Annotated in this window: 23 protein-coding genes; 8 read left to right on the top strand and 15 right to left on the bottom strand. The window is 34.1% G+C overall.

Annotated elements, in window-relative coordinates; all coding sequences use genetic code 11:
* Positions 1–25: 25 nt before the first annotated feature.
* From clpX to greA, 3 genes are all read right to left on the bottom strand, one after another.
* Complete coding sequence (gene clpX / locus EG348_RS09710) at positions 26–1213, bottom strand: ATP-dependent Clp protease ATP-binding subunit ClpX (protein WP_123982848.1); 1188 nt, start codon at positions 1211–1213, stop codon at positions 26–28.
* A gap of 66 nt (positions 1214–1279) precedes the next feature.
* Entirely contained in the window at positions 1280–1669 is a 390-nt protein-coding gene (locus tag EG348_RS09705; protein ID WP_123982846.1) for an HIT family protein, read from the bottom strand.
* Positions 1670–1707: 38 nt separating this feature from the next.
* Complete coding sequence (gene greA, locus EG348_RS09700; protein WP_123982844.1) at positions 1708–2178, bottom strand: transcription elongation factor GreA; 471 nt, start codon at positions 2176–2178, stop codon at positions 1708–1710.
* A gap of 109 nt (positions 2179–2287) precedes the next feature.
* On the opposite strand from greA, the gene EG348_RS09695 reads away from it, so the two are divergent.
* The 4 genes from EG348_RS09695 (at position 2288) to EG348_RS09680 (ending at position 5717) form a co-directional block, all read left to right on the top strand.
* On the top strand, positions 2288–2740 hold the full coding sequence (locus tag EG348_RS09695; RefSeq protein ID WP_123982842.1) for a hypothetical protein: 453 nt from the start codon (positions 2288–2290) through the stop codon (positions 2738–2740).
* Between the two features lies 1 nt (position 2741).
* Positions 2742–3191, top strand: a complete 450-nt coding sequence (dtd, locus tag EG348_RS09690; RefSeq protein WP_123982840.1) for a D-aminoacyl-tRNA deacylase — start codon at positions 2742–2744, stop codon at positions 3189–3191.
* A 30-nt stretch (positions 3192–3221) separates the two neighbouring features.
* Positions 3222–3905 carry an FKBP-type peptidyl-prolyl cis-trans isomerase gene (locus tag EG348_RS09685; RefSeq protein WP_123982838.1) on the top strand — a complete coding sequence of 228 codons (684 nt, stop codon included), beginning with the start codon at positions 3222–3224 and terminating at the stop codon, positions 3903–3905.
* A 126-nt stretch (positions 3906–4031) separates the two neighbouring features.
* The gene (locus tag EG348_RS09680; RefSeq protein WP_123982836.1) at positions 4032–5717 is read left to right on the top strand and encodes a S8 family peptidase; all 1686 of its coding nucleotides are present in this window, start codon (positions 4032–4034) and stop codon (positions 5715–5717) included.
* A 141-nt stretch (positions 5718–5858) separates the two neighbouring features.
* Here EG348_RS09680 and EG348_RS09675 read toward each other — a convergent pair whose 3' ends face one another.
* The 8 genes from EG348_RS09675 to EG348_RS09640 all read right to left on the bottom strand — a co-directional run bounded on the left by EG348_RS09675 (position 5859) and on the right by EG348_RS09640 (position 11708).
* Positions 5859–6371 carry a hypothetical protein gene (locus EG348_RS09675; protein ID WP_123982834.1) on the bottom strand — a complete coding sequence of 171 codons (513 nt, stop codon included), beginning with the start codon at positions 6369–6371 and terminating at the stop codon, positions 5859–5861.
* A gap of 49 nt (positions 6372–6420) precedes the next feature.
* Positions 6421–6960, bottom strand: a complete 540-nt coding sequence (locus EG348_RS09670; protein ID WP_123982832.1) for a hypothetical protein — start codon at positions 6958–6960, stop codon at positions 6421–6423.
* A gap of 100 nt (positions 6961–7060) precedes the next feature.
* Positions 7061–7741 carry a DUF1361 domain-containing protein gene (locus tag EG348_RS09665; protein ID WP_228414855.1) on the bottom strand — a complete coding sequence of 227 codons (681 nt, stop codon included), beginning with the start codon at positions 7739–7741 and terminating at the stop codon, positions 7061–7063.
* 11 nt (positions 7742–7752) lie between these two features.
* Positions 7753–9123 (bottom strand): DUF4153 domain-containing protein, encoded by a 1371-nt coding sequence (locus tag EG348_RS09660; RefSeq protein ID WP_123982828.1) that lies wholly within the window; start codon positions 9121–9123, stop codon positions 7753–7755.
* 57 nt (positions 9124–9180) lie between these two features.
* Entirely contained in the window at positions 9181–9666 is a 486-nt protein-coding gene (locus EG348_RS09655; RefSeq protein ID WP_123982826.1) for a Coq4 family protein, read from the bottom strand.
* Positions 9667–9743: 77 nt separating this feature from the next.
* Positions 9744–10034 (bottom strand): winged helix-turn-helix domain-containing protein, encoded by a 291-nt coding sequence (locus EG348_RS09650; protein WP_123982824.1) that lies wholly within the window; start codon positions 10032–10034, stop codon positions 9744–9746.
* Between the two features lie 59 nt (positions 10035–10093).
* A complete protein-coding gene (locus EG348_RS09645; RefSeq protein WP_123982822.1) occupies positions 10094–10711 on the bottom strand; it encodes a hypothetical protein in 618 nt (205 codons plus the stop codon).
* Positions 10712–10943: 232 nt separating this feature from the next.
* Entirely contained in the window at positions 10944–11708 is a 765-nt protein-coding gene (locus tag EG348_RS09640) for an enoyl-CoA hydratase/isomerase family protein (protein WP_123982821.1), read from the bottom strand.
* Positions 11709–11984: 276 nt separating this feature from the next.
* On the opposite strand from EG348_RS09640, the gene EG348_RS09635 reads away from it, so the two are divergent.
* From EG348_RS09635 to EG348_RS09620, 4 genes are all read left to right on the top strand, one after another.
* Positions 11985–12329 (top strand): hypothetical protein, encoded by a 345-nt coding sequence (locus EG348_RS09635; RefSeq protein WP_123982819.1) that lies wholly within the window; start codon positions 11985–11987, stop codon positions 12327–12329.
* A gap of 301 nt (positions 12330–12630) precedes the next feature.
* A complete protein-coding gene (locus tag EG348_RS09630; RefSeq protein WP_123982817.1) occupies positions 12631–13179 on the top strand; it encodes a phage tail protein in 549 nt (182 codons plus the stop codon).
* A 48-nt stretch (positions 13180–13227) separates the two neighbouring features.
* A complete protein-coding gene (locus tag EG348_RS09625; RefSeq protein WP_123982815.1) occupies positions 13228–13770 on the top strand; it encodes a phage tail protein in 543 nt (180 codons plus the stop codon).
* Between the two features lie 37 nt (positions 13771–13807).
* A complete protein-coding gene (locus EG348_RS09620; protein ID WP_123982813.1) occupies positions 13808–14638 on the top strand; it encodes a T9SS type A sorting domain-containing protein in 831 nt (276 codons plus the stop codon).
* Positions 14639–14733: 95 nt separating this feature from the next.
* Here the strand turns inward: EG348_RS09620 and EG348_RS09615 are convergent, their stop codons facing one another.
* The 4 genes from EG348_RS09615 to EG348_RS09600 all read right to left on the bottom strand — a co-directional run bounded on the left by EG348_RS09615 (position 14734) and on the right by EG348_RS09600 (position 19462).
* Positions 14734–15435 carry an SMUG2 DNA glycosylase family protein gene (locus EG348_RS09615; protein WP_123982811.1) on the bottom strand — a complete coding sequence of 234 codons (702 nt, stop codon included), beginning with the start codon at positions 15433–15435 and terminating at the stop codon, positions 14734–14736.
* 2 nt (positions 15436–15437) lie between these two features.
* Entirely contained in the window at positions 15438–16217 is a 780-nt protein-coding gene (locus EG348_RS09610; RefSeq protein ID WP_123982809.1) for a DUF4241 domain-containing protein, read from the bottom strand.
* Between the two features lie 181 nt (positions 16218–16398).
* Entirely contained in the window at positions 16399–18888 is a 2490-nt protein-coding gene (gene paaZ / locus EG348_RS09605) for a phenylacetic acid degradation bifunctional protein PaaZ (RefSeq protein WP_123982807.1), read from the bottom strand.
* 25 nt (positions 18889–18913) lie between these two features.
* Positions 18914–19462, bottom strand: coding sequence for a hypothetical protein (locus tag EG348_RS09600; RefSeq protein WP_123982805.1), 549 nt, complete (start codon positions 19460–19462; stop codon positions 18914–18916).
* Positions 19463–19465: the final 3 nt, after the last annotated feature.

Genomic DNA, 19465 nt, shown 5'->3' with positions numbered 1-19465 from the left:
TTTTTTTCAAGGAAAAAAATATATTTTATTTATTAACAAAAATATTATCTTCAGTTAATACTATTTCTTTCTCCTCTCCTATTGAAAACATGTAGTCTTCAAGTACTTTCTCAGTGGTTCCACGAAGCCCTCTGGCTCCCAAACCTTTCTCCATTGTTTCTTCTACAATTTTTTCAATTGCACCATCGGTGAATACCAAATTTGTGCCATCCATTTTAAAGAGCTCCACAAATTGATTGACAATTGAGTTTTTCGGCTCTTTCATGATACGAACCATTACTTCTTTTGTGAGTTTATCAAGGTAAGTAATGATTGGAAATCTGCCCAAAAGTTCGGGAATTAATCCGAAAGTACGAAGATCGATTGCATTAATATTTGTTAATACATAATCATCTTCATCTACTTTATTGATCTTTTCTGAGCTGAAACCTATTGCCTGCTTATTCATTCTTCTTTCGATGATCTCCTTGATCCCGTCAAAAGCTCCACCGGCAATAAATAAAATATTTTGGGTATTTACCTGAATATATTTTTGGTCAGGATGCTTTCTTCCCCCCTGAGGCGGAACATTCACAATACTACCTTCCAATAATTTTAATAAACCTTGCTGTACACCTTCCCCCGAAACGTCTCTTGTAAGACTAGGGTTATCAGATTTTCTTGCAATCTTATCAATTTCATCAATAAATACGATTCCTTTTTCTGCTTTTTCTACATCATAATCAGCAACCATCAAAAGTCTTGATAAAATACTTTCTACATCTTCTCCAACATAACCCGCTTCTGTTAAAATCGTTGCATCAACAATACAAAACGGAACATTCAGCTCTCTGGCAATTGTTTTAGCCAACAAAGTTTTCCCTGTACCCGTCTCACCGATCATGATGATATTTGATTTCTCCAACTCTACTTCTCTGTTTTCGTTCTGAGCGTGTAGTAATCTTTTATAATGATTGTAAACTGCAATAGACAGTTGTTTTTTTGCCTGATCTTGCCCTATTACATATTGATTAAGAAATTCTTTGATTTCTTTAGGCTTTTTCAGCTCGTCGATATTTTCTGCAGGAGACTGTTCTGTTTTAGAAACACCATCCTTTACAATTAAATGAGCCTGTTCTATACAATTTTCGCAAATAAAACCGTTCTGACCAGAAATAAGCATTTGAACTTCACTTCTTTTTCTGCCGCAGAAAGAACACTGGTTTGAATTCATCTTATACTATTATATATATGTTAAAGAAAATCGTAAAAAATTTCTTCTTTACGATCTCCTTATTTTTTAAGAATTAATAATTGAGTTTTGAATCTCGGTATATTCTTCGTTTGTTAATTTTAATCTCTCATTTTTAAAATTCATATCCTCTACTTTATTTAAAGGAATCAAATGAATATGTGCATGAGGAACTTCTAATCCTACAACTGCCACTCCTACTCTCACACAAGGAATCGCGTTCTTTACTTTCTTGGCAACTTCCTGAGCAAAACCCCAAAGATTTTTATACTCTTCGCTGTCCAGATCAAAAATAAGGTCAACTTCTTTTTTAGGAACTACCAAAGTATGTCCTTTCACCAGTGGCATTGCATCCAAGAAAGCTACAAAGTCTTCATTCTCTGCAATTTTATATGATGGAATGTCGCCATTAATGATTTTTGTGAATATTGTACTCATTCTTCTTAGAAATTAGATGTTAGAATTTAGATATTAGTTTATAAAGTAATTTCCAAAACTTCGAAAGACAATTTGTTTCCGTTTGGCAAAACAATCTCAGCAGTATCCCCGATAACTTTACCTAGCAAGCCTTTAGCGATCGGAGTATTTACTGAGATCTTTCCGGTTTTTAAGTCGCTTTCGTTATCTGGCACCAATTTAAAAGTCTGCTCCATATTTGTAGCATTATTTTTAAGTCTCACTGTTGTTAAAATTGAAACTTTTGAAGTATCTAATAGGCTTTCATCTATAATTTTTGAAGAAGAAACAACGTCTTTAAGTTTAGAAATTCTCATTTCCAACATACCTTGTGCTTCTTTAGCAGCATCATATTCCGCATTTTCCGACAAATCACCTTTGTCTCTGGCTTCTGCAATCTGCTGAGTAATTTTTGGTCTCTCTACAGTTTCTAACTGTTCCAGCTCAGCTTTCATTTTCTCTAAACCCTCCTTTGTTACATAGCTTGCCATAATTTTCAAAATTTAGTTTTAGTATAAAAAAATAATCCGACATTTGCCGGACAATGTTTTGTTGTAATAATCGTTTAAGTTTTACAAATATATAAAAATTTAAATTGAAATGAAAAAAAGTTTCTCAATCTTATCTATTTTCATATTATTGATAATCAGTAATTTAAGTATAAATTCATGCGGTAGCAGGGAAGACACTGTCAGTTGTTTTCCGAACGCTCCCATCAACGTAATATTAAACCTTAATCTTCCTGCTTACTATTCTCTGAATCAAGTTGGAGGCTGGAAATACATTGACGAGCAAAGTTCGGGTACCAGAGGGTTAATCGTTGTAAGAGCTTCCAGCACGACATTTAAAATCTATGACAGAAATGCACCTCATATTTGTCCGGATAACAACACAACGCTTGAGGTAAAGGATGACATCAGTGTGGTTTGCCCGAAAGACAATGCAAAATGGATCTTACTGACCGGACAGCCAACTGCAGTTGCCAACATTCCACCAAAAACCTATCTATCTAACTATGATTCAAACAGTAATGTTTTAAATATATACTTTTAGGATGAAAGTTGTTATTCAAAGAGTTTCTGAATCGAATGTAAAAGTTGACGGAAAAATTGTAGGAGAAATCGGAAAAGGATTAATGCTTTTGGTAGGTATTGATGAAAATGACGAAAAAAATGACGCTGATTGGCTGGTTCAGAAAATTTTAAACCTTAGAATTTTCGGTGATGAAGATGACAAACTCAATCTTTCTGTACAAGATATTTCCGGAGAGATTCTTTGCATCAGTCAGTTTACGTTAATTGCTGATTACAAAAAAGGAAATCGTCCGTCTTTCATCAAAGCAGCAAAACCGGATAAAGCTATTCCTCTTTTTGATTATTTTAAAGAAGAAATTTCTAAATCAGGGCTGAAAACAGAAAGCGGAATCTTTGGAGCTGATATGAAAGTATCTCTAATCAACGACGGACCTGTCACAATTGTGATGGATTCCATTACAAAAGCTTAAATTTACAACAGATAATAATTTATACAAAAAATGAAAAAAACCTTAGTTACTTTAGTTCTTCTTGCAGGAATCAATTTTTCTTATGCTCAAAAATCTTATACTGACGATCAAAAAGCGTCTTACTACATAGGTCTTGATATTGCTCAAAATCTTAAAAAGCAAGGACTTGCTATAGATCCGGATCTTTTGGCTCAGGCAATAAAAGATGAGCTTTCGGATAAACCAAGATTATTACCAAAAGAAGAAATGGGCACTTTCTTACAAGGTTTCATGCAGAAACAAAATGAGAAAAGACAGGCTCAGGACAAATTAAAAGCTGAAGAAAATAAAAAGAAAGGAGCAGAATTTCTTGCGAAAAACAAACTAAACAAGAAAATAACAACTACAGCAAGCGGTTTACAGTATGAAGTTTTGGCTCCAGGTGACGGAAAAGCAAAACCGACTGCTTCAAGCACGGCTACTGTATCCTATAGCGGGAAATTGATGGATGGAACCATTTTCGATTCTACGGAAAAACAAGGTGGAAAACCGATTGAATTAAACATTTCATCTGTTATAAAAGGTTGGACAGAAGGTATTCAATTAATGAGTAAAGGTGCTAAATATAGATTTTATATTCCTTCCGATTTAGCATATGGAGACAGCGGAGCTGGCGGAGTAATTCCTCCAGGAGCAACATTAATCTTCGATGTAGAATTGGTAGATTTTAAATAAAAATTGATTTTAGCTAAAAACGTCTTTCAAAAAACTTGAGAGACGTTTTTTTTTGTAATAAACTTAAAATCACTATATTTATTCTCTAATTATAGAATTAAAAAAACTTAAAACTGAAAAACGCCTATGAAAACAAGAATCTTTATTTTAATGATTTTCTGTTTCATCCTATCTTTTGGACAGAACAGAAAGGGAGAATTTCAATTACAGAAAAACTCAAATTCACACAGCCTTTATGTTGCTTTTTCTAAAAATGCCAATGCTGTTGATATTATTAATTATACTTTAAGCAAAAATCCAGCATTCAAAGAATTTGTAAGAGCAAACGGAATTTCATTTGTGAACGACCTCGGTTTCAGCGACAGAAAGCTGAACGAAATGATCGAAAGCAGTAAACAAAATAAAAACTCAGGAGAATCAATTGAAAAACTAAGACGTATTTTCAAAATTGAAACTTCAGTAAAAAACAATGAAGATATTTTAAAATTAGCCGAAAGTTTTGAAAAATTTTCTGAGATAGAATATGCTTCAATATTAAGTAATGAACCTATTGAACCACCTGCAACGGCTACTTTTGTTATTACACCTAATTTGGAGGCTTCTCAAACTTATTTATTTGAAAATCCCGGAATTAATGTAAATTATGCATGGTCAAGAGGAATTACAGGTCAAAATGTGAGAGTTCGTGATGTAGAATATGGTTTTCACAAGACTCATGAAATGTTGGTTGACAGAAATACCGTCCAATTAGAATCCGGAGTTTCTCCAAATTCATCACTAACGACTCCAACAAGCACTTATTACAGCTGGCTTGATCATGGAACTGCCGTGATGAGTATTTTAGGTTCAGCAAAAGATAATATCGGACTTTCAGGAAGTGCTTACAATGCTACTGAAATGAAAGGTTTCCTGGAATGGACAACCGCGTCGTATAACAGAGTTGCAGCCGTAACAAGAGCTATTAACGCTTCTCAGGCCGGAGATATTGTTTTGTACGAAATGCAAACCGGAGGTCAAAACTCCAATTATGTTCCTGCAGAATATGACAATCTTATCTGGGACTTAACAAAAGCAGCCACAGATTCTGGGATCATCGTTATCGCAGCCGCAGGAAATGGTAACGAAAATCTTGATTCCGCTTTCTATTCAGCTTATAACGGAAGAGGAAACAGCGGTGCTATCATTGTTGGAGCAGGAACCAATACAACTGCTCACTCAAAATTAAGTTTCAGCACATATGGAAACAGAGTAGATGTACAAGGTTGGGGGCAAAATGTTTTAGCCGCTGGTTATGGCGGTTGGGCGACTTATGATGGAGATACCAACAGAAAATATACCCTTTTTAGTGGGACAAGTTCTGCAACACCAATTGTATCTTCAGCAGCGATTTTGATCCAGTCTTATTATCGTCAGGCTACCGGGCAGTTTTTAACTCCGGCAGCGATGAAAAATCTTTTGGTGACAACAGGAATTCCTCAAGGTGGAGTTTTAACCACAAAAATTGGTCCTTTTCCTAACATCAAAGCAGCTATCGAGCAATTGGAAAGCAGTCTTGTACTTTCTGCAAGAAGTACAAATGTAACTCCATTAAAAATTGAAATTTATCCTAATCCGGCAACCAACTCAATTTCAGTGAGAAGCCCGGAAAAAAATATCAATTTTGAGATCATTAATATGGCTGGACAATCTATCTTAAAAAGTTCAACTTCATCTGATGAAAAACTGAATATTTCTCACTTATCAAAAGGAACTTATATAATTAATGCGACAGACGGTCAAAGAAGAGTTGTTGAGAAATTTATTAAGCAATAATTTGAATTTCATTTAATAATAATTTTTAACGCAAAGTCTGCTAAGATTTATTCAATTACATCAAATTGAGGATTATCATAAAATTAAAAACGTCTCTCAAGATTTTGAGAGACGTTTTTTAATAATAACCTTTTATAAAAACTATTTCGCAGGTACACTGCTGAAATTAAGTGCAATTTTTAAGTTCATATCCGAACTTGTCTGATTTTTCAATTCATAAACCGTTCTTACAGTAACGCCTGAACTTTTTACTACCTCATCCAAAAATCCTGAATCATTAAGATCTAAATTTAAGCTTGATCCTTCTGTAGAAATACTTGAACGTGAAGCTACCAATCTTTCTTTAGTTCCACTTGAAGAAATGTATACTTTGATAGATTTAAGAGCGCTCAGATTACCACCTGATGGAGAAACTACAGAAATTTTAGCATCTGAAATTCTTACATCTTTGATCTGAGCATTGTTATTTCCTCCAAACCAAGTCTGAACGTTCGTTGCCGTAGCTGTAGAAGAAACTTCTTTATCAGCAGGAACTCCTGTAGAAACTAAAACATTGGCTGTATAAGGAAATGTATTCTGGACAAGCGACTGTACCGTTCCACAACTCACAAGAGCTGCAGAGGCTACCATTGCTGTTAAAATCATATTTTTCATAATAGTAATTCTTTTATAGATAGAATGACTTACACAAACTGTACCAAAATTATTCTACACTTACCTTAAAACTACCTTTTGAATTACCGGAAGCCATATTGCTTTTTCCAATAATTAACCAAACCTCACCTTTCCCGGAAACTTCATGCGTAATCTCTCTTCCGAAAGGTCCGTCGTATTTTCCGTCAGGTGTTTTTATTTGATTGAATCTGATATTAAAATCTTTCTCTTTGGTCGTAATCGTAGCCTTGATATCAGGTTTTTCGTAGTTTGTAATTTTCAAAACCAATTCCTGATTATCTTTTGTAAACTCTTCTCCAAGCGTAAACGGAAGTTGAGAAGCATCGGCTGTTCTGATGATCTGTCCTTCCTTCATATTTCTCATTACCCCTGTTTTCAAAACTTCTTTCGTTACAGGAGAATTATTAATGATTGAATCTTTCTTTCTTATTGCCGCCGAATCTACTTTAGCTGGAGAATCCTGCATTTCTGTGACTACCATTGAATCTTTATTCGGAGTTTCAGTTACGTTTGCTTCTTTTTTACAAGAAATAATAATCAATGGGATCAACAATAAGGATTTTTTCATAATAGTTATTTTTAAATGATACTTTGGAGTTTTAATAACTCATGAACCTATTCAGAAGCCAAAATTGTTCCATAAAGTATATTAAAACCTTAAAAAAAGCTTAGTTTTCTATTTTTTCAGGAATAAAACTCTCTTTTCTGACAGATCTCAACATAAAGTACATAAAATTGAGCATGCTTCCCATCAATACAGTAACTCCCCACGTTTTTGTATAGTCCAACGGATAAATAAATCTCACCGCGATATCATTAAATAATCCAAACGGGTTGTTCAGAACATCCCAACTGTTCCATCTTAAAAATCGACCAAGATAAACTCCAAAACTGCTTACAAAAAGAAATAAAACAGCAATTATGCTAATCGTTGATATTTTAAAATAAGATGAAAACATTTTCTCAATATCCAATAAACTTATAAAACCGCAAATTAATCCTGCCCAAGCGTATGAAAGAATAACGATAAGATCATACCAAATGGGCACAGAATTTCTGGTTTTCAGATGAAAAAGATCGGTCAGAATATAGGGTGAATTCGGAAAAAATAATATCCAAACTACGATTGCAAAAGCCAGTGCAATTTTACTTTTAATATTAAATATCAATAAAAAACTGCTTATGATAAAAGGAATCCAAGCCAAAAATAAATTCCAGTTCAGAAAGAAAAATACTTTTGTATCACTCAAATAATATCTGAAAATTGAAAGACTGAAACAAAACAATGTCATCAATATCAGCAAGATCGTAATCTCAAATCTTTGACTGTTTTTTAATTTTCCCATCATTTTAAAGCAAATTATTTAATGGTTTGATAGTAAAGAACCTTGGATAAGAAGTTTTCCTTTTGTTCGATTCGTACTCTTTCCAGAACACTATTTTTTATAACATCGGAATGCTTTTCTTTAGCATATTTTAATAAATACTCTTCATTAAAATTAACAAAAGTTGTATGATAATATTCGTCAAAATGATTGCGTTTTAAGTTTTGAGAAGTTATAAAACCTCCCCAATTGAAATAACTGCAAACCAAAATAGTTCCGTAAACATACCCAACCATCACATTGAATAGAAATGCGTTTCTTTTTTTCTTTTGAATCTTAATGAATGTCATAATCAAGCCAATTAATGATAAAATCAAGAATCCGCAAACGCCTAATCTTTTGTACGTAAAACCGTAACTCATGATGTATTCATAGTTTTTCATCATTGCAGAGAAAACAAGAATTACATTTAATGCAATCCAGATTTTGGCTAAAATTTTCATCAAACCTGCTTTAGGATCAAAATTAAAACTCGATTTAAAATAGAACATAATCACCAAAATTGCCATGACAATCGAAACGATTACCGCATTTACCCTTTCGTGTGTTTCTTCGGAAAGCTGATTGGGTGTTTTTACCGATTCAAAAAACTGTTCGTAATTGTAAGTAGCGATAAAGAATATCAATAAAATATTTAAAGAAAAGAAAGAAATAACGCCACTCATTCGTTCAGCATCCAAATCAAGAAAAGAATACGTTGATTTCTGAATTTTATTTTCTTCCGTGAAATTATCATCTAGTGTATGATTCTGTTTATAGATCAGTTTTTCGACTGTATAATTCCAATAATTGAATGCGAAGAAAAAACCTAAAACCGTGATTACTAAAAGCTGCCAGAAGTTAATATCTAATTCGATATTTTTAAAAAGATTCGCAAAATGATCGCTTCCCGCAGAATAAATTCCAAAGAAAATAGCTATCAGCACAAGCGGAATCAATACAAAAGCCAATGTTTTTTGCCATAATCCGGAGATATTTCTTTTCGGCAACCATTTGTCAAAATTGAAAAATCTACAAATAAATGTGAAACAGTTGACCACAAAAACAGGAATGAGGAAAAGCGTTTTTAGCCTCCTATTTTTTGACCTGTAAGACAACAGCAAAAGTGAACTTGCAATAGCCAAAAACGATGGAAAATCGCCGTACCAAGCAAAAGCAATACTTGAAAGAATGCTCGTTACAAAAAGTATGAGAAATGTTCTGGTTCTGTTTTTTTCAGGCGTTTTATATAATGTAAGTACTGAATAAATAATTCCTAGAATTCCTAGGTTCAATCCTACGTTTTCATCGTAAAATAAGATGATGAACGCTAAGGTGGTGAGTAATATATAATGATGTGTTTTCATAATAAAGAAGTTAAAGTTGTGTTTTGTTTTTAGTATTTAGTGTTTGGCTTTTAGTTTTTAGTAATATACAGGAGTTTGTTTTTGTTGGATAAAATCTTTCAGATGATCGAAATTCTGCCATAGGAGATTTTCAAAATCCCAATCGTGAAATGATCTCATATTTCTTCCTTTTTGAAAGGCTTTTCTATAGGTTTTATAGTATTCCGGAAAAACAAAAGTTCCCAATAACAAAACTCCTAAAAGGTAAGCGCTTCTTTTTCCGTTCCCGAAAAGCAGATACTGCATCGCAATTTCATCCTGAATATTTGTACTGTAGTCGGTAATAAGATGGTATACATCGTGGTTTTCCATTTTGGGGATCATTCTGAAGCCATGTTTTTGATAAAACTCTCCCATCGTTTTTCCTAGTGAATCTTCTTTAAAGCTCAACAATTGCTTTTCATTGAATTGCCATTGTCTTTTTTTCTTTTTAAAGTATTTCCGATATTGCTTTTGAGAGTTTTCGTACATGAAAAGCAAGAATTGAGTACGTAATTTTTTCATTAGTTTATTATTTTAATTATCATTTATAAACAAAGAACTTTGAATTGCAAAGTATAATTTCAAAAAAAATATAGAGTTTATCTTCCTATTAATTTTTCTAACATATTTAAATGTTCTGTAAAGGCTTGTCTCCCACTTTGTGTGACTCTGTAAGAAGTCTTAGGTTTTTTACCTACAAACTCTTTCTTTACTTCTATATAATTTGCTTTTTCTAAAGCATTACTGTGGCTGGCTAAATTTCCGTCTGTGATCTCCAAAAGACTCTTCATTTCTGAGAAATCAACCCAGTCGTTCACCATGAGAACGGACATAATGCCCAATCTTACACGGCTTTCGAATTCTTTATTGAGTTGATTTATATTGATCATAATTTCAGGTGATAGGTTGCAGAGCTTAGGAATTAGTTTCCGAGGCGTAAATTTATGTCTTATTTATATTTTTTGTGCATTATCAGTCCGTAAACAATATGTAAGACTCCAAAGCCAAAGGCCCAAAACAGCAATCCCCATCCCAAGAAAAATAGGGAAAGTAATCCTAAAACTATTTCAAAGTATCCTAAATATTTTACATCCGTTAAAGTATATCTCTCGGCATTTACTAAAGCCAATCCATAAAAAATCAATGTTGCGGGTGCCACCAAAACGAAAAAGTGATGGTATAAAAGCGCCAGACAAACCGCTCCGCCCGTTATTAAAGGAACACAAAATGTGAACAACAGTCGTTTGGTTGTAGCATCCCAAATTTTAAGGCCTTTCTTTTTGCTTTTATTCGCGGTAAAAAAATATCCGCTGAGAACAGCCACAAAAAGAATCAAAGTTCCAATAATAACCAATTCGCGCACTAAGGCCGGACTAAATATATTTCTGTCCCCATCAAAATAGTCAATCCCTTCTCTCTGAAAAACAACATACACATAACCGGCACCGATAAGCGCAGCCAAACCAGCAACAACTCCGGATAATCCGCTTAATGAAATAAATCTGGACGAACGCTCCATCATGGAACGAATATGTGACAGATCTTCGTGATAGTTTTTTGAATCCATATAAAGAACTTTGAAATACAAAGTTATAATTTATTTTTAATCTGCAAACTTTTTTTTTAAAAAAAAGTAAAAAGTGAATTGTGAATAGTCAATTCCTTTCACTTGTCAATTTTAATTGTGTATTAAAATTCACTATTGACTCGCAAAGCAAAATTGACTATTCACACTTAAATAAAATTCATAAAAAAACCGCTGAATAAATCAACGGCTATATTATTTAAAAGATCAAAACCTATTTCACTCTCAATCTCTCTTTAATAGATTCAATATTTTTCTTCGCAGAATCTTCCAGAATCAAGCTTGCACTCATGTGGATTCTTGCAGGCATTAATTCGTTGAAATGATCTGTTCCTTCCCAAGATACTTTTTTAATTAAAGCTAAAGCATCACTGCTTCTTGTTGCTAACGTCTGCATAAATTTCTCTAGCTTAACATCCATTTCTGCAATATTTTCTGAAACTGAATGATACACATTGTGCTGTTCTGCCCATTCTGCCGATCTGAAATCTGCATCAATCGCCATTGCTGAAAACTGAGATTTTCCAATTTTTCTTTCAACATATGGTCCGATCACGAATGGTCCGATTCCTAAATTGATCTCTGTTAAAGCCAAAGCAGAATCTTTCGTTGCAAAACAATAATCGGCACCACAAGCGATACCTACTCCACCTCCTGTAGTTTTTCCCTGAACTCTTACGACAACAATTTTACCGCAATTTCTCATCGCATTCAAAACTTTAGCAAAACCTCCGAAAAATTTTGTTGATGCTTCCAACTCTTCAATAGACAAAAGTTCATCAAAACTTGCTCCTGCACAGAAAGCTTTTTCACCTTCACTTTTTACAAGAATAGCTTTCACCTCATCTTTTGATCCTTCATCCAAAATGGTCTGAGCCAGTTTTTCTAAAATTGCTCCCGGAAGAGAGTTACTTTTCGGAGTACCGAATGTGATCTCGGCGATATTGTTTTTCAGTTCTGAAACTACGAATTCGTTCATTTTTTAATTATAATTAGATTCTTACAAAAATACTAAATACGAAGCTTTTAATGAAAATTAAAACAATATAAATTAACCTTAAATCCATTCAGATTTTACAATAGGTATAAATACTCAATTTTCAATTTGGTAACTACTACTCTATTTTTTGTTTACATCCGAAACTACATTTGTATTGTTCATTTAACGAAGCTTCAAAAAAATATGAATATGGTGAAATCCGAAAAACCATTGAAAAAGAGTAGGAAAAAAACTAATCACAAAAAACTAATTATCATGGGTTATCCACTAGTAGAAATCTACAATTCGACAAATTATGTTGTATCAGGAAATGTTGATTACGCAAGTATTTTCTGTTCAAATGACAGTTATACCGTAACTCCGCTTACAACATGGAAAGCAAGTAGCAGAGGAGTATGTTTACTAACGAAGATTACAGCTACTGTTAAAACTCCAAACGGAGATATTGTGGCTACTCCTTATGAATCATCGGGAACTTCTTACAGTCAGTTTGCTATTATACAGAAAACACCAACAACGTTCGCTGTTACAAGAATCGTAAATTCAGCTGAAGATGCAATTCCGGAAGATTATGTAGAGCCAACAACTCAACAGAAATAAAAAGTTGTCGCACTTTTTCATGAATTTAAATCCTGAAAAAATTGTAACATCTCTAAAATAGATTAAGCCCTTTAGAATCTTCTGAAGGGCTTTCTATATCAATACATTTTAAAGAATTTGATCTATAAAAAAGATTCGTTACGTAGAAATACGGAGTCCCCAATTTGGTATTTTCTACTCTATTTCTGTTTTCCTATAAATCGTTCCTTTGAAATGTGTTAAAACAACATCACAAACACTGGCGAGATCCGAAAAGCCTTAGAAAAGAGTAGGAACATTTAAAACTGAAAAAAATAATATCATGGAAGAATTAATGGGAGTCATCAAATCATTCTCCGGAAACTTTGCCCCTGTAAACTTTATGTTCTGCGATGGAAGATTATTAAGTATTGCACAGTATTCCGCCCTCTTCTCCCTTTTAGGAACTACCTATGGAGGTGACGGTGTTTCAACTTTTGCTTTGCCAAACCTTAACGGGCGCTATCCTCTAGGAGTTGGAAGCAACGGAAGTCAAAATTACGTATTGGGAGAGCAGTCTGGAACTCCACAAACGATAATCATGTCTATGAACTTACCTAGCATTACAAGTCAATTAAAAGTTGCTAAAGCGAATGCTACTTCAGCTTCACCATCTGCAAATTCATCAATTGCAATTCCGGGAACAACTGTAGGAAGAGATTTTACTGCAGTACCAAGTTTCATCGACAATGCAGCTCCAGCATCTGCTACATTTCTTAATCCACAATCTGTAATGTTTATTGGACAAAATCAGCCCATTAATAATATGATTCCTTATATGGGACTCAACTACATTATTTGTGTTCAGGGAATTTATCCTTCAAGACCTTAATTTAAAAAATAAGTATTAATAACAACCAACAATTAAAACGAAAATATCATGGAAGAATATTTAGGAACCATCAAAATGTTTGCAGGAAACTTTATCCCAAGAGGATATTTAGCATGCAACGGAGCTATATTAAGTATCGCACAAAATCAAGCTCTATATTCACTTTTAGGAACAACTTATGGAGGAAACGGTACAACAAACTTTGCTTTACCTAATCTAAACGGTCGTGCCCCAATCGGTTCAGGAATTGCCAATACAGGAAAATCAGTAAATCTTGGCGAAGTAGGCGGAGCTCCAACAACAACATTGCTTAACTCAAACTTACCGACTTTTATAAGTCAATTGAAGATATCTAAGTCTAATGCAACTACAGCTTCTCCATCATCAGCTTCATCCATTGCGGTTTCAGGAACAACTGTAGGTAGAGACTTTACTGCAGTTCCCAGTTTTGTAGATACAGCACCGGATACTGTGATCAATGCAGCCTCAGTTACTTTTACAGGTGCCAATGTGCCTATTGAAAATATGCCACCATACTTAGGTATGAACTACATTATTTGTGTAGAAGGAATTTTTCCTTCAAGACCATAAAAAAAATACATTTATAAACATCTAAAAAATTAAAATCATGAAAAGCACTACTTTTTTATTAATCTGTAGTCTGCTCATTTCTACTTTCACCTTTGCGCAGACCAGTACTGAACAATTTGAAACGGAATCTCACGGAAGTGCAAGCTTCACAGATAACGGAGTAATCTTTAACATTCTAACTCATGTAGGCGGGTTTGACATTCAGGCCAACTACCCAAACACAGGCTGGAATGGTACAGCAAATGATAATAGATATATTGATAATTCCGGAGCAGGAAATATTGCAGTTGGAGCGTCATTCAGTATCAAAACAACATCTAATTTGTATAAAGTCAACAGATTTTGGGTATTTTTATCTGATACAAGTTTAAATCAAACGGTAGCCGGTACACTTACCATAACAGGTAAACTAAACGGAGTTACAAAGTATACACAAACCAAAACTACAGGGTTTGTAACTTCTTTAGGCTCTACAAATGGATATACTTTGATCGATTTAACAAATCTGAATGGTCAGAACTATTCGAATATTATTATCGATCAGCTTCAAATTACCGCTGGTGGTCTTTATACCTATGTAGGTTTTGACGCTTTCACTTGGGTAAAAGACACAGGTATTGTTTTAGCAACCAATGAAAATGCAAACATCACCAAAAAACAGGCAAGCATTTATCCTAACCCGACAAACGGTCCTCTTACGATAAAAACTGAGGAAAATACTAAAGCCGAGGTTTATAATCAGGAAGGAAAATTGGTAAAAAGCCTAGACATCAAAAAAGGCATCAATGAAACTAATATTTCTGAGCTTCCGACTGGAGTTTACATCATGAAAACCGCTTCAGAGTATTATAAAATTATTAAAAAGTAACTTATAGAGGGTAAAGAACTAATAACCATGAATTTTTTACTATAAGTTTTAACCACGAAGATTCTAATACATAAGTGTGAAAAAAAATCCCTTGATTATTTCAGGGGATTTTTATTTTTTAAGGCTAAAATATACTTATCAATATACATCTCTTTTTCCTTCAATTTATATTGCTGAATATATCTTGGATGTTCCAGAACCGTCATTCTATCAAAAAGTTTGGCTTCTTTATTAATTTTGGAAATAAAGTCAGCATTTTTCTTTCCTAAAATAAAGACTTCGGAAGTATCTAGATTTAAACTAATGTGTTTTTGTAAAGAATCAATCATAAAATCTTTTACATCTTCGAATAGTTGTTTATCATCATAATAATTGGCATTCAGCCAGCCAGTCTTTGCTTTTCTGACAATCGCTAAAGGAAAAGGAGAATTGATATAAAAATCTTTGTAGAATTCTTCTGCGCCGCCATATTCCGAGATCATATCATACATAAAAACAGAAGAAATTTCGTGCGTGTGGGCAGATTTCATTGTAATTCCGCAAACAGATTCCAAACGTTTTGTATCGGTGAACGGAACACCCGTCACTCCTGCTCCATGACGACTCGGATTGATTCCGATGATGAATTTCCTTTTGTTGGAATCGTTATAATATTTTAGATAAAACTTTTGCATGACCACCATCGTTTCGGGATTATCCAAATACGGATTCAGTACCTGAAAACCTTCGGGAAGATCTCCTGAATATTCCAGATTTTTATTGAACTGAACGACTTGATCAGCAAAAGTTTTATTCATATTTAATCTTTATGGAAAATAAAGTTTTCAGGCTGATCATCGTCATCGCCGTCTACATCATCCTCGTCTCCTTCCTCACTTAAAGCCAATTCTATATCAATAAACTGAATATACAACCCACAAATTTCTCCGTTGGCATCATAAGCAAAGTAAACAGGATAACTGCCATCACCAAAACCACTTGCAAACATCGGAATCTGATAATTTGTATTAGGAACCGTCCAATTGATCCAATCTCCCGCTTCTCTCTGATTGTTTGGATGATCTTTATAGCTTTGTTCGAAAATTCCGGCAAAATAATCATCGTAAACATTGTCTACATCCGTCTCAGCTACAAATTTGTCTACAAACGGAAGCACTTCTGCATCAGTAATACAACCTAAACCTGCATCAACTCCGAAACCGAAAAAATCGTCTTCGGTTACACCTTCCAATTCTTCAATTCCGATCAAGGCTTCACGATAAATAACAGGTTTTTCCTTGGTAAATTCAACCTTTACAACAGCATATCTATCGCCCCAGTCTTCAGATTTTACCACCGCAATCGTCACAGGGAAATTTCCTTTCGGAGCCTGAATGAAATACGGTTTTTCATTAGAACTCAGATAAACAAGCGGATCTCTCACCACCACTTGTCCGGAAGGAAGAGAAACATTTCCGATGGGCATCGTTTCCATTTTCTGTCCCAGAATTTCATTCGAAGTAAAATATGTTTCAAGGTCTGTAGGACAAACCATGATATCTTTTACTTCTTCCCATTTTTGCATCCAGTTTTCGTTCATTATAATTTATGATTTAATTGTAAGCATTAAAAATACAGCTTATTTATTCTTCATCAAACTCTTCTTAGTCTTTTAATCCTTTAATAAATGTTTCATTTTCATTCTTACTAAGGATTAATAACTAAAAAAATCCCTTTCAGTAAAAACCGAAAGGGACTATAAATTTATTATTCATTTTGAATTAAATCAATCCAAACTGTTCAAAATGATGCGTAAAATGTTTTTTGTGCATCAGTTCCCACATTTCTTTGTTTAATTTTCCGAATACAAAATTCATGTGTTCAGCTTGTGGATTTTCTTTGTAGTAAATTGAAAATTTCTTCAAGTTATCTAAGAAAGACTGTTTTGCAGCGTCCAGATTTTTATGTTTTAATTCTAATAACTTTTCGTCATCAGCTAAGAATGGCGCGGGGAAATCTTTCGGCATTTTTCTGTGATTGTAAAGAGAATCCTGCCATTTTTCCAACTGCTCTTCAGGAGTGAAACATTTATCAGCTTCCGGCTCGCCAAGACTTACCAAAACGCCGTGTTCCAAATGCTCGATCATTTGCTGAGGAGACATTTTACCCCAAATTGGCTGTGTATTTTCCGTTAAACCATTTACTATTTTCTGAACATTTTTAAGATCGATAAAAGGAGAATGTTTTGCCACCAATGTTAAAATTGTTGCTACACAAACTACTTCCTCTCTTTGATTCACAACTTCAACCAACCATTTTACAACACCGGAAGGAATATTTCTTCCTTTTACTCCTCTGTTGATTTTTTCTTTTGCGGTTAAATAAACCGTAATTGTATCTCCTGCATAAACAGGTTTAAAGAACGAACAGTTTTCTAATCCATAATTCGCAATTACTGGTCCTTTTTTACCTGAAACAAACAATCCAGCTGCCGCAGAAAGGATGAAATATCCGTGAGCAACTGTTTTATCGAAGATAGTTCCCGTTAAGCTCGTAGCATCCGTGTGTGCGTAGAAATGATCCCACGAAACGTTTGAGAAATTAACGATATCTGCATCAGTAACTGTTCTTCCTGCTGTTTCCAACGAATCTCCAACTTCAACATCTTCAAAATATTTCTGGAAAGGATGTTTGTCTGAATATTTTTTCTCGGCTCCTTGCTGATATACTTTTGTGATCGCCGTCAAAATATCCGGAGAACCTTGAATTGCTGTTTTCTGAAGGAAGAAATGAAGACCGTTCAATCCACCCATTTCCTCACCGCCTCCTGCTCTACCGGGACCTCCGTGCATTAACGTAGGAAGTGGAGAACCATGACCCGTACTTTCTTTCGCATTATCTCTGTTTAACACGAAAATTCTACCGTGCTGAGAAGCCATTTTCCAAGAAGTTTCTGCTACAAATTTCTCATCGTGAGAAACAATAGAACCTACCAAACTTCCTTTTCCTCTTTTTGCCAAGGCTGCAGCTTCTTCTGCATCTTTGTAAGGCATCAACGTAGAAACCGGACCGAAAGCTTCGACATCGTGAGATATATTTTTAGTAAACGGAGAATCATTTAAGAATAATTTAGGGCTCATAAATGCTCCATTTTCATAGTCAGCATCTACAAGCTCGTGTTTTCCATCATAAACAAGTTCGTTTTCAGTTTTTAAGATATTTACTTTTCTCAAAACCTCATCGTATTGTTGTTTTCCAACCAAAGAACCCATTCTTGTATCTCTGCTTAAAGGGTTTCCGATTTTAGTTTGATCTAAAGCTTTAGACAAAGCATTTTGAACATCACCGATTAAGTTTTCAGGAACAATGATTCTTCTGATCGCTGTACATTTCTGACCCGCTTTTGTTGTCATTTCTGTACGAACTTCTTTGATGAACAAATCAAATTCAGGAGTTCCAGGTTTTGCATCCAACCCAAGAATTGAACAGTTCAAAGAATCGGCTTCCATATTGAAACGAACAGCATTTCCTGAAACAGAAGGCAAAGCTTTTAATTTTCTACCTGTCGTTGCAGAACCTGTAAACAATACAGAATCTCCATCCTGAACATAATCCAGAATATTTCCCGGTTCACCACAAACCAATTGAAGTGCCCCTTCAGGAAGAACACCACTTTCGATCATATCCTGGAAAACCGCATTCGTCAAATAAGAACCATAAGGAGAAGGCTTTACAATTGACGGAACACCTGCCAACAAAGATGTGGATAACTTTTCCAACATTCCCCAAACAGGAAAATTGTAAGCATTAATTTGCACAGAAACGCCTTCACTTGGCATTAAAATGTGAGTTCCCAAGAAAGTTCCATTAGCAGAAATTTTCTGAGTTTCACCATCTACCCAAAACGGAGTATTTGGAAGCATTCTTTTTGCCAATCCTGAATAGGTAAAGAATGTACCGAAACCTCCTTCAATATCTACCCAAGAATCTGCGTGAGTTGCTCCTGTTTTATATGATAGCTCGTAATATTTTTTCTTTCTTTCTAAAAGGTAAAGCGCCACTTTTTTCAACATTTCTCCACGATCGTAGAACGTCATTGAAGAAAGATTTTTGTAACCAACTGTTCTTCCGTAATCAAGAGCTTGTTCAAAATTGAGCCCTTCAGTATCCGAAACAGCAACTTGCTCTCCCGTCACGGCATTGTACAAAGGAATTCCGTTTCCGGTACCTTCTACCCATTCGCCGTGGATATAGTTTTTTAATTTTTCCATATAGTTTTTTACTTTTTACTTGATTTTAATACTTTATTTTCTGGTTTCTATTCACTTCTGGATGTTTATCCAATAAATACAGAATTCTGTCAGACTTAGAAAAAGGAATTTCATAGCTAATACAAGTCTCTTTTAAATCAATAAGATATTTTTTATACAACTCAATTTTCTTTGGTTTACTGAATGGAATTTTCAAATTCTTTCCATACAAAATTCTGTAAACTCGCTGATCAATAATTTGAAAATAATCAGGATCAATAAATCTCAGAAAAGTAGAAGCCATTGGCAAATCAAAACCCTTTGAATCTAATAATTTGATTAAAATATAGTCTGATAAACTTTCATCATATCTTTTCCTTAACTCATTAATTTTCACAATTAAATCATCATTAATTTCAGGAAATCTATTAGTTTTCCAAAGAACGATTTCTAACATGGTTTCATATGTGAAATCATCTTTTTTAGCATCTAGTTTATCCGTTAATTCTTTCTGATATTTAAATTCAGGAAGATCATTAAGAAGTTCTTTTATATTTTCAATATTAGTTATATTCTTAATTTCATTTTCATCCATAAA

The sequence above is a fragment of the Chryseobacterium sp. G0201 genome, from assembly GCF_003815655.1.
Classification (GTDB): domain Bacteria; phylum Bacteroidota; class Bacteroidia; order Flavobacteriales; family Weeksellaceae; genus Chryseobacterium.
The sequence above is the reverse complement of the archived record's forward strand: the minus strand, read 5'-3'. Positions and strand labels throughout refer to the sequence as shown.

Coding starts and splice junctions, on each gene's coding strand:
- clpX (WP_123982848.1), bottom strand. CDS start 1,213: ATGAATTCAAACCAGTGTTCTTTCTGCGGCAGAAAAAGAAGTGAAGTT.
- EG348_RS09705 (WP_123982846.1), bottom strand. CDS start 1,669: ATGAGTACAATATTCACAAAAATCATTAATGGCGACATTCCATCATAT.
- greA (WP_123982844.1), bottom strand. CDS start 2,178: ATGGCAAGCTATGTAACAAAGGAGGGTTTAGAGAAAATGAAAGCTGAG.
- EG348_RS09695 (WP_123982842.1), top strand. CDS start 2,288: ATGAAAAAAAGTTTCTCAATCTTATCTATTTTCATATTATTGATAATC.
- dtd (WP_123982840.1), top strand. CDS start 2,742: ATGAAAGTTGTTATTCAAAGAGTTTCTGAATCGAATGTAAAAGTTGAC.
- EG348_RS09685 (WP_123982838.1), top strand. CDS start 3,222: ATGAAAAAAACCTTAGTTACTTTAGTTCTTCTTGCAGGAATCAATTTT.
- EG348_RS09680 (WP_123982836.1), top strand. CDS start 4,032: ATGAAAACAAGAATCTTTATTTTAATGATTTTCTGTTTCATCCTATCT.
- EG348_RS09675 (WP_123982834.1), bottom strand. CDS start 6,371: ATGAAAAATATGATTTTAACAGCAATGGTAGCCTCTGCAGCTCTTGTG.
- EG348_RS09670 (WP_123982832.1), bottom strand. CDS start 6,960: ATGAAAAAATCCTTATTGTTGATCCCATTGATTATTATTTCTTGTAAA.
- EG348_RS09665 (WP_228414855.1), bottom strand. CDS start 7,741: ATGATGGGAAAATTAAAAAACAGTCAAAGATTTGAGATTACGATCTTG.
- EG348_RS09660 (WP_123982828.1), bottom strand. CDS start 9,123: ATGAAAACACATCATTATATATTACTCACCACCTTAGCGTTCATCATC.
- EG348_RS09655 (WP_123982826.1), bottom strand. CDS start 9,666: ATGAAAAAATTACGTACTCAATTCTTGCTTTTCATGTACGAAAACTCT.
- EG348_RS09650 (WP_123982824.1), bottom strand. CDS start 10,034: ATGATCAATATAAATCAACTCAATAAAGAATTCGAAAGCCGTGTAAGA.
- EG348_RS09645 (WP_123982822.1), bottom strand. CDS start 10,711: ATGGATTCAAAAAACTATCACGAAGATCTGTCACATATTCGTTCCATG.
- EG348_RS09640 (WP_123982821.1), bottom strand. CDS start 11,708: ATGAACGAATTCGTAGTTTCAGAACTGAAAAACAATATCGCCGAGATC.
- EG348_RS09635 (WP_123982819.1), top strand. CDS start 11,985: ATGGGTTATCCACTAGTAGAAATCTACAATTCGACAAATTATGTTGTA.
- EG348_RS09630 (WP_123982817.1), top strand. CDS start 12,631: ATGGAAGAATTAATGGGAGTCATCAAATCATTCTCCGGAAACTTTGCC.
- EG348_RS09625 (WP_123982815.1), top strand. CDS start 13,228: ATGGAAGAATATTTAGGAACCATCAAAATGTTTGCAGGAAACTTTATC.
- EG348_RS09620 (WP_123982813.1), top strand. CDS start 13,808: ATGAAAAGCACTACTTTTTTATTAATCTGTAGTCTGCTCATTTCTACT.
- EG348_RS09615 (WP_123982811.1), bottom strand. CDS start 15,435: ATGAATAAAACTTTTGCTGATCAAGTCGTTCAGTTCAATAAAAATCTG.
- EG348_RS09610 (WP_123982809.1), bottom strand. CDS start 16,217: ATGAACGAAAACTGGATGCAAAAATGGGAAGAAGTAAAAGATATCATG.
- paaZ (WP_123982807.1), bottom strand. CDS start 18,888: ATGGAAAAATTAAAAAACTATATCCACGGCGAATGGGTAGAAGGTACC.
- EG348_RS09600 (WP_123982805.1), bottom strand. CDS start 19,462: ATGGATGAAAATGAAATTAAGAATATAACTAATATTGAAAATATAAAA.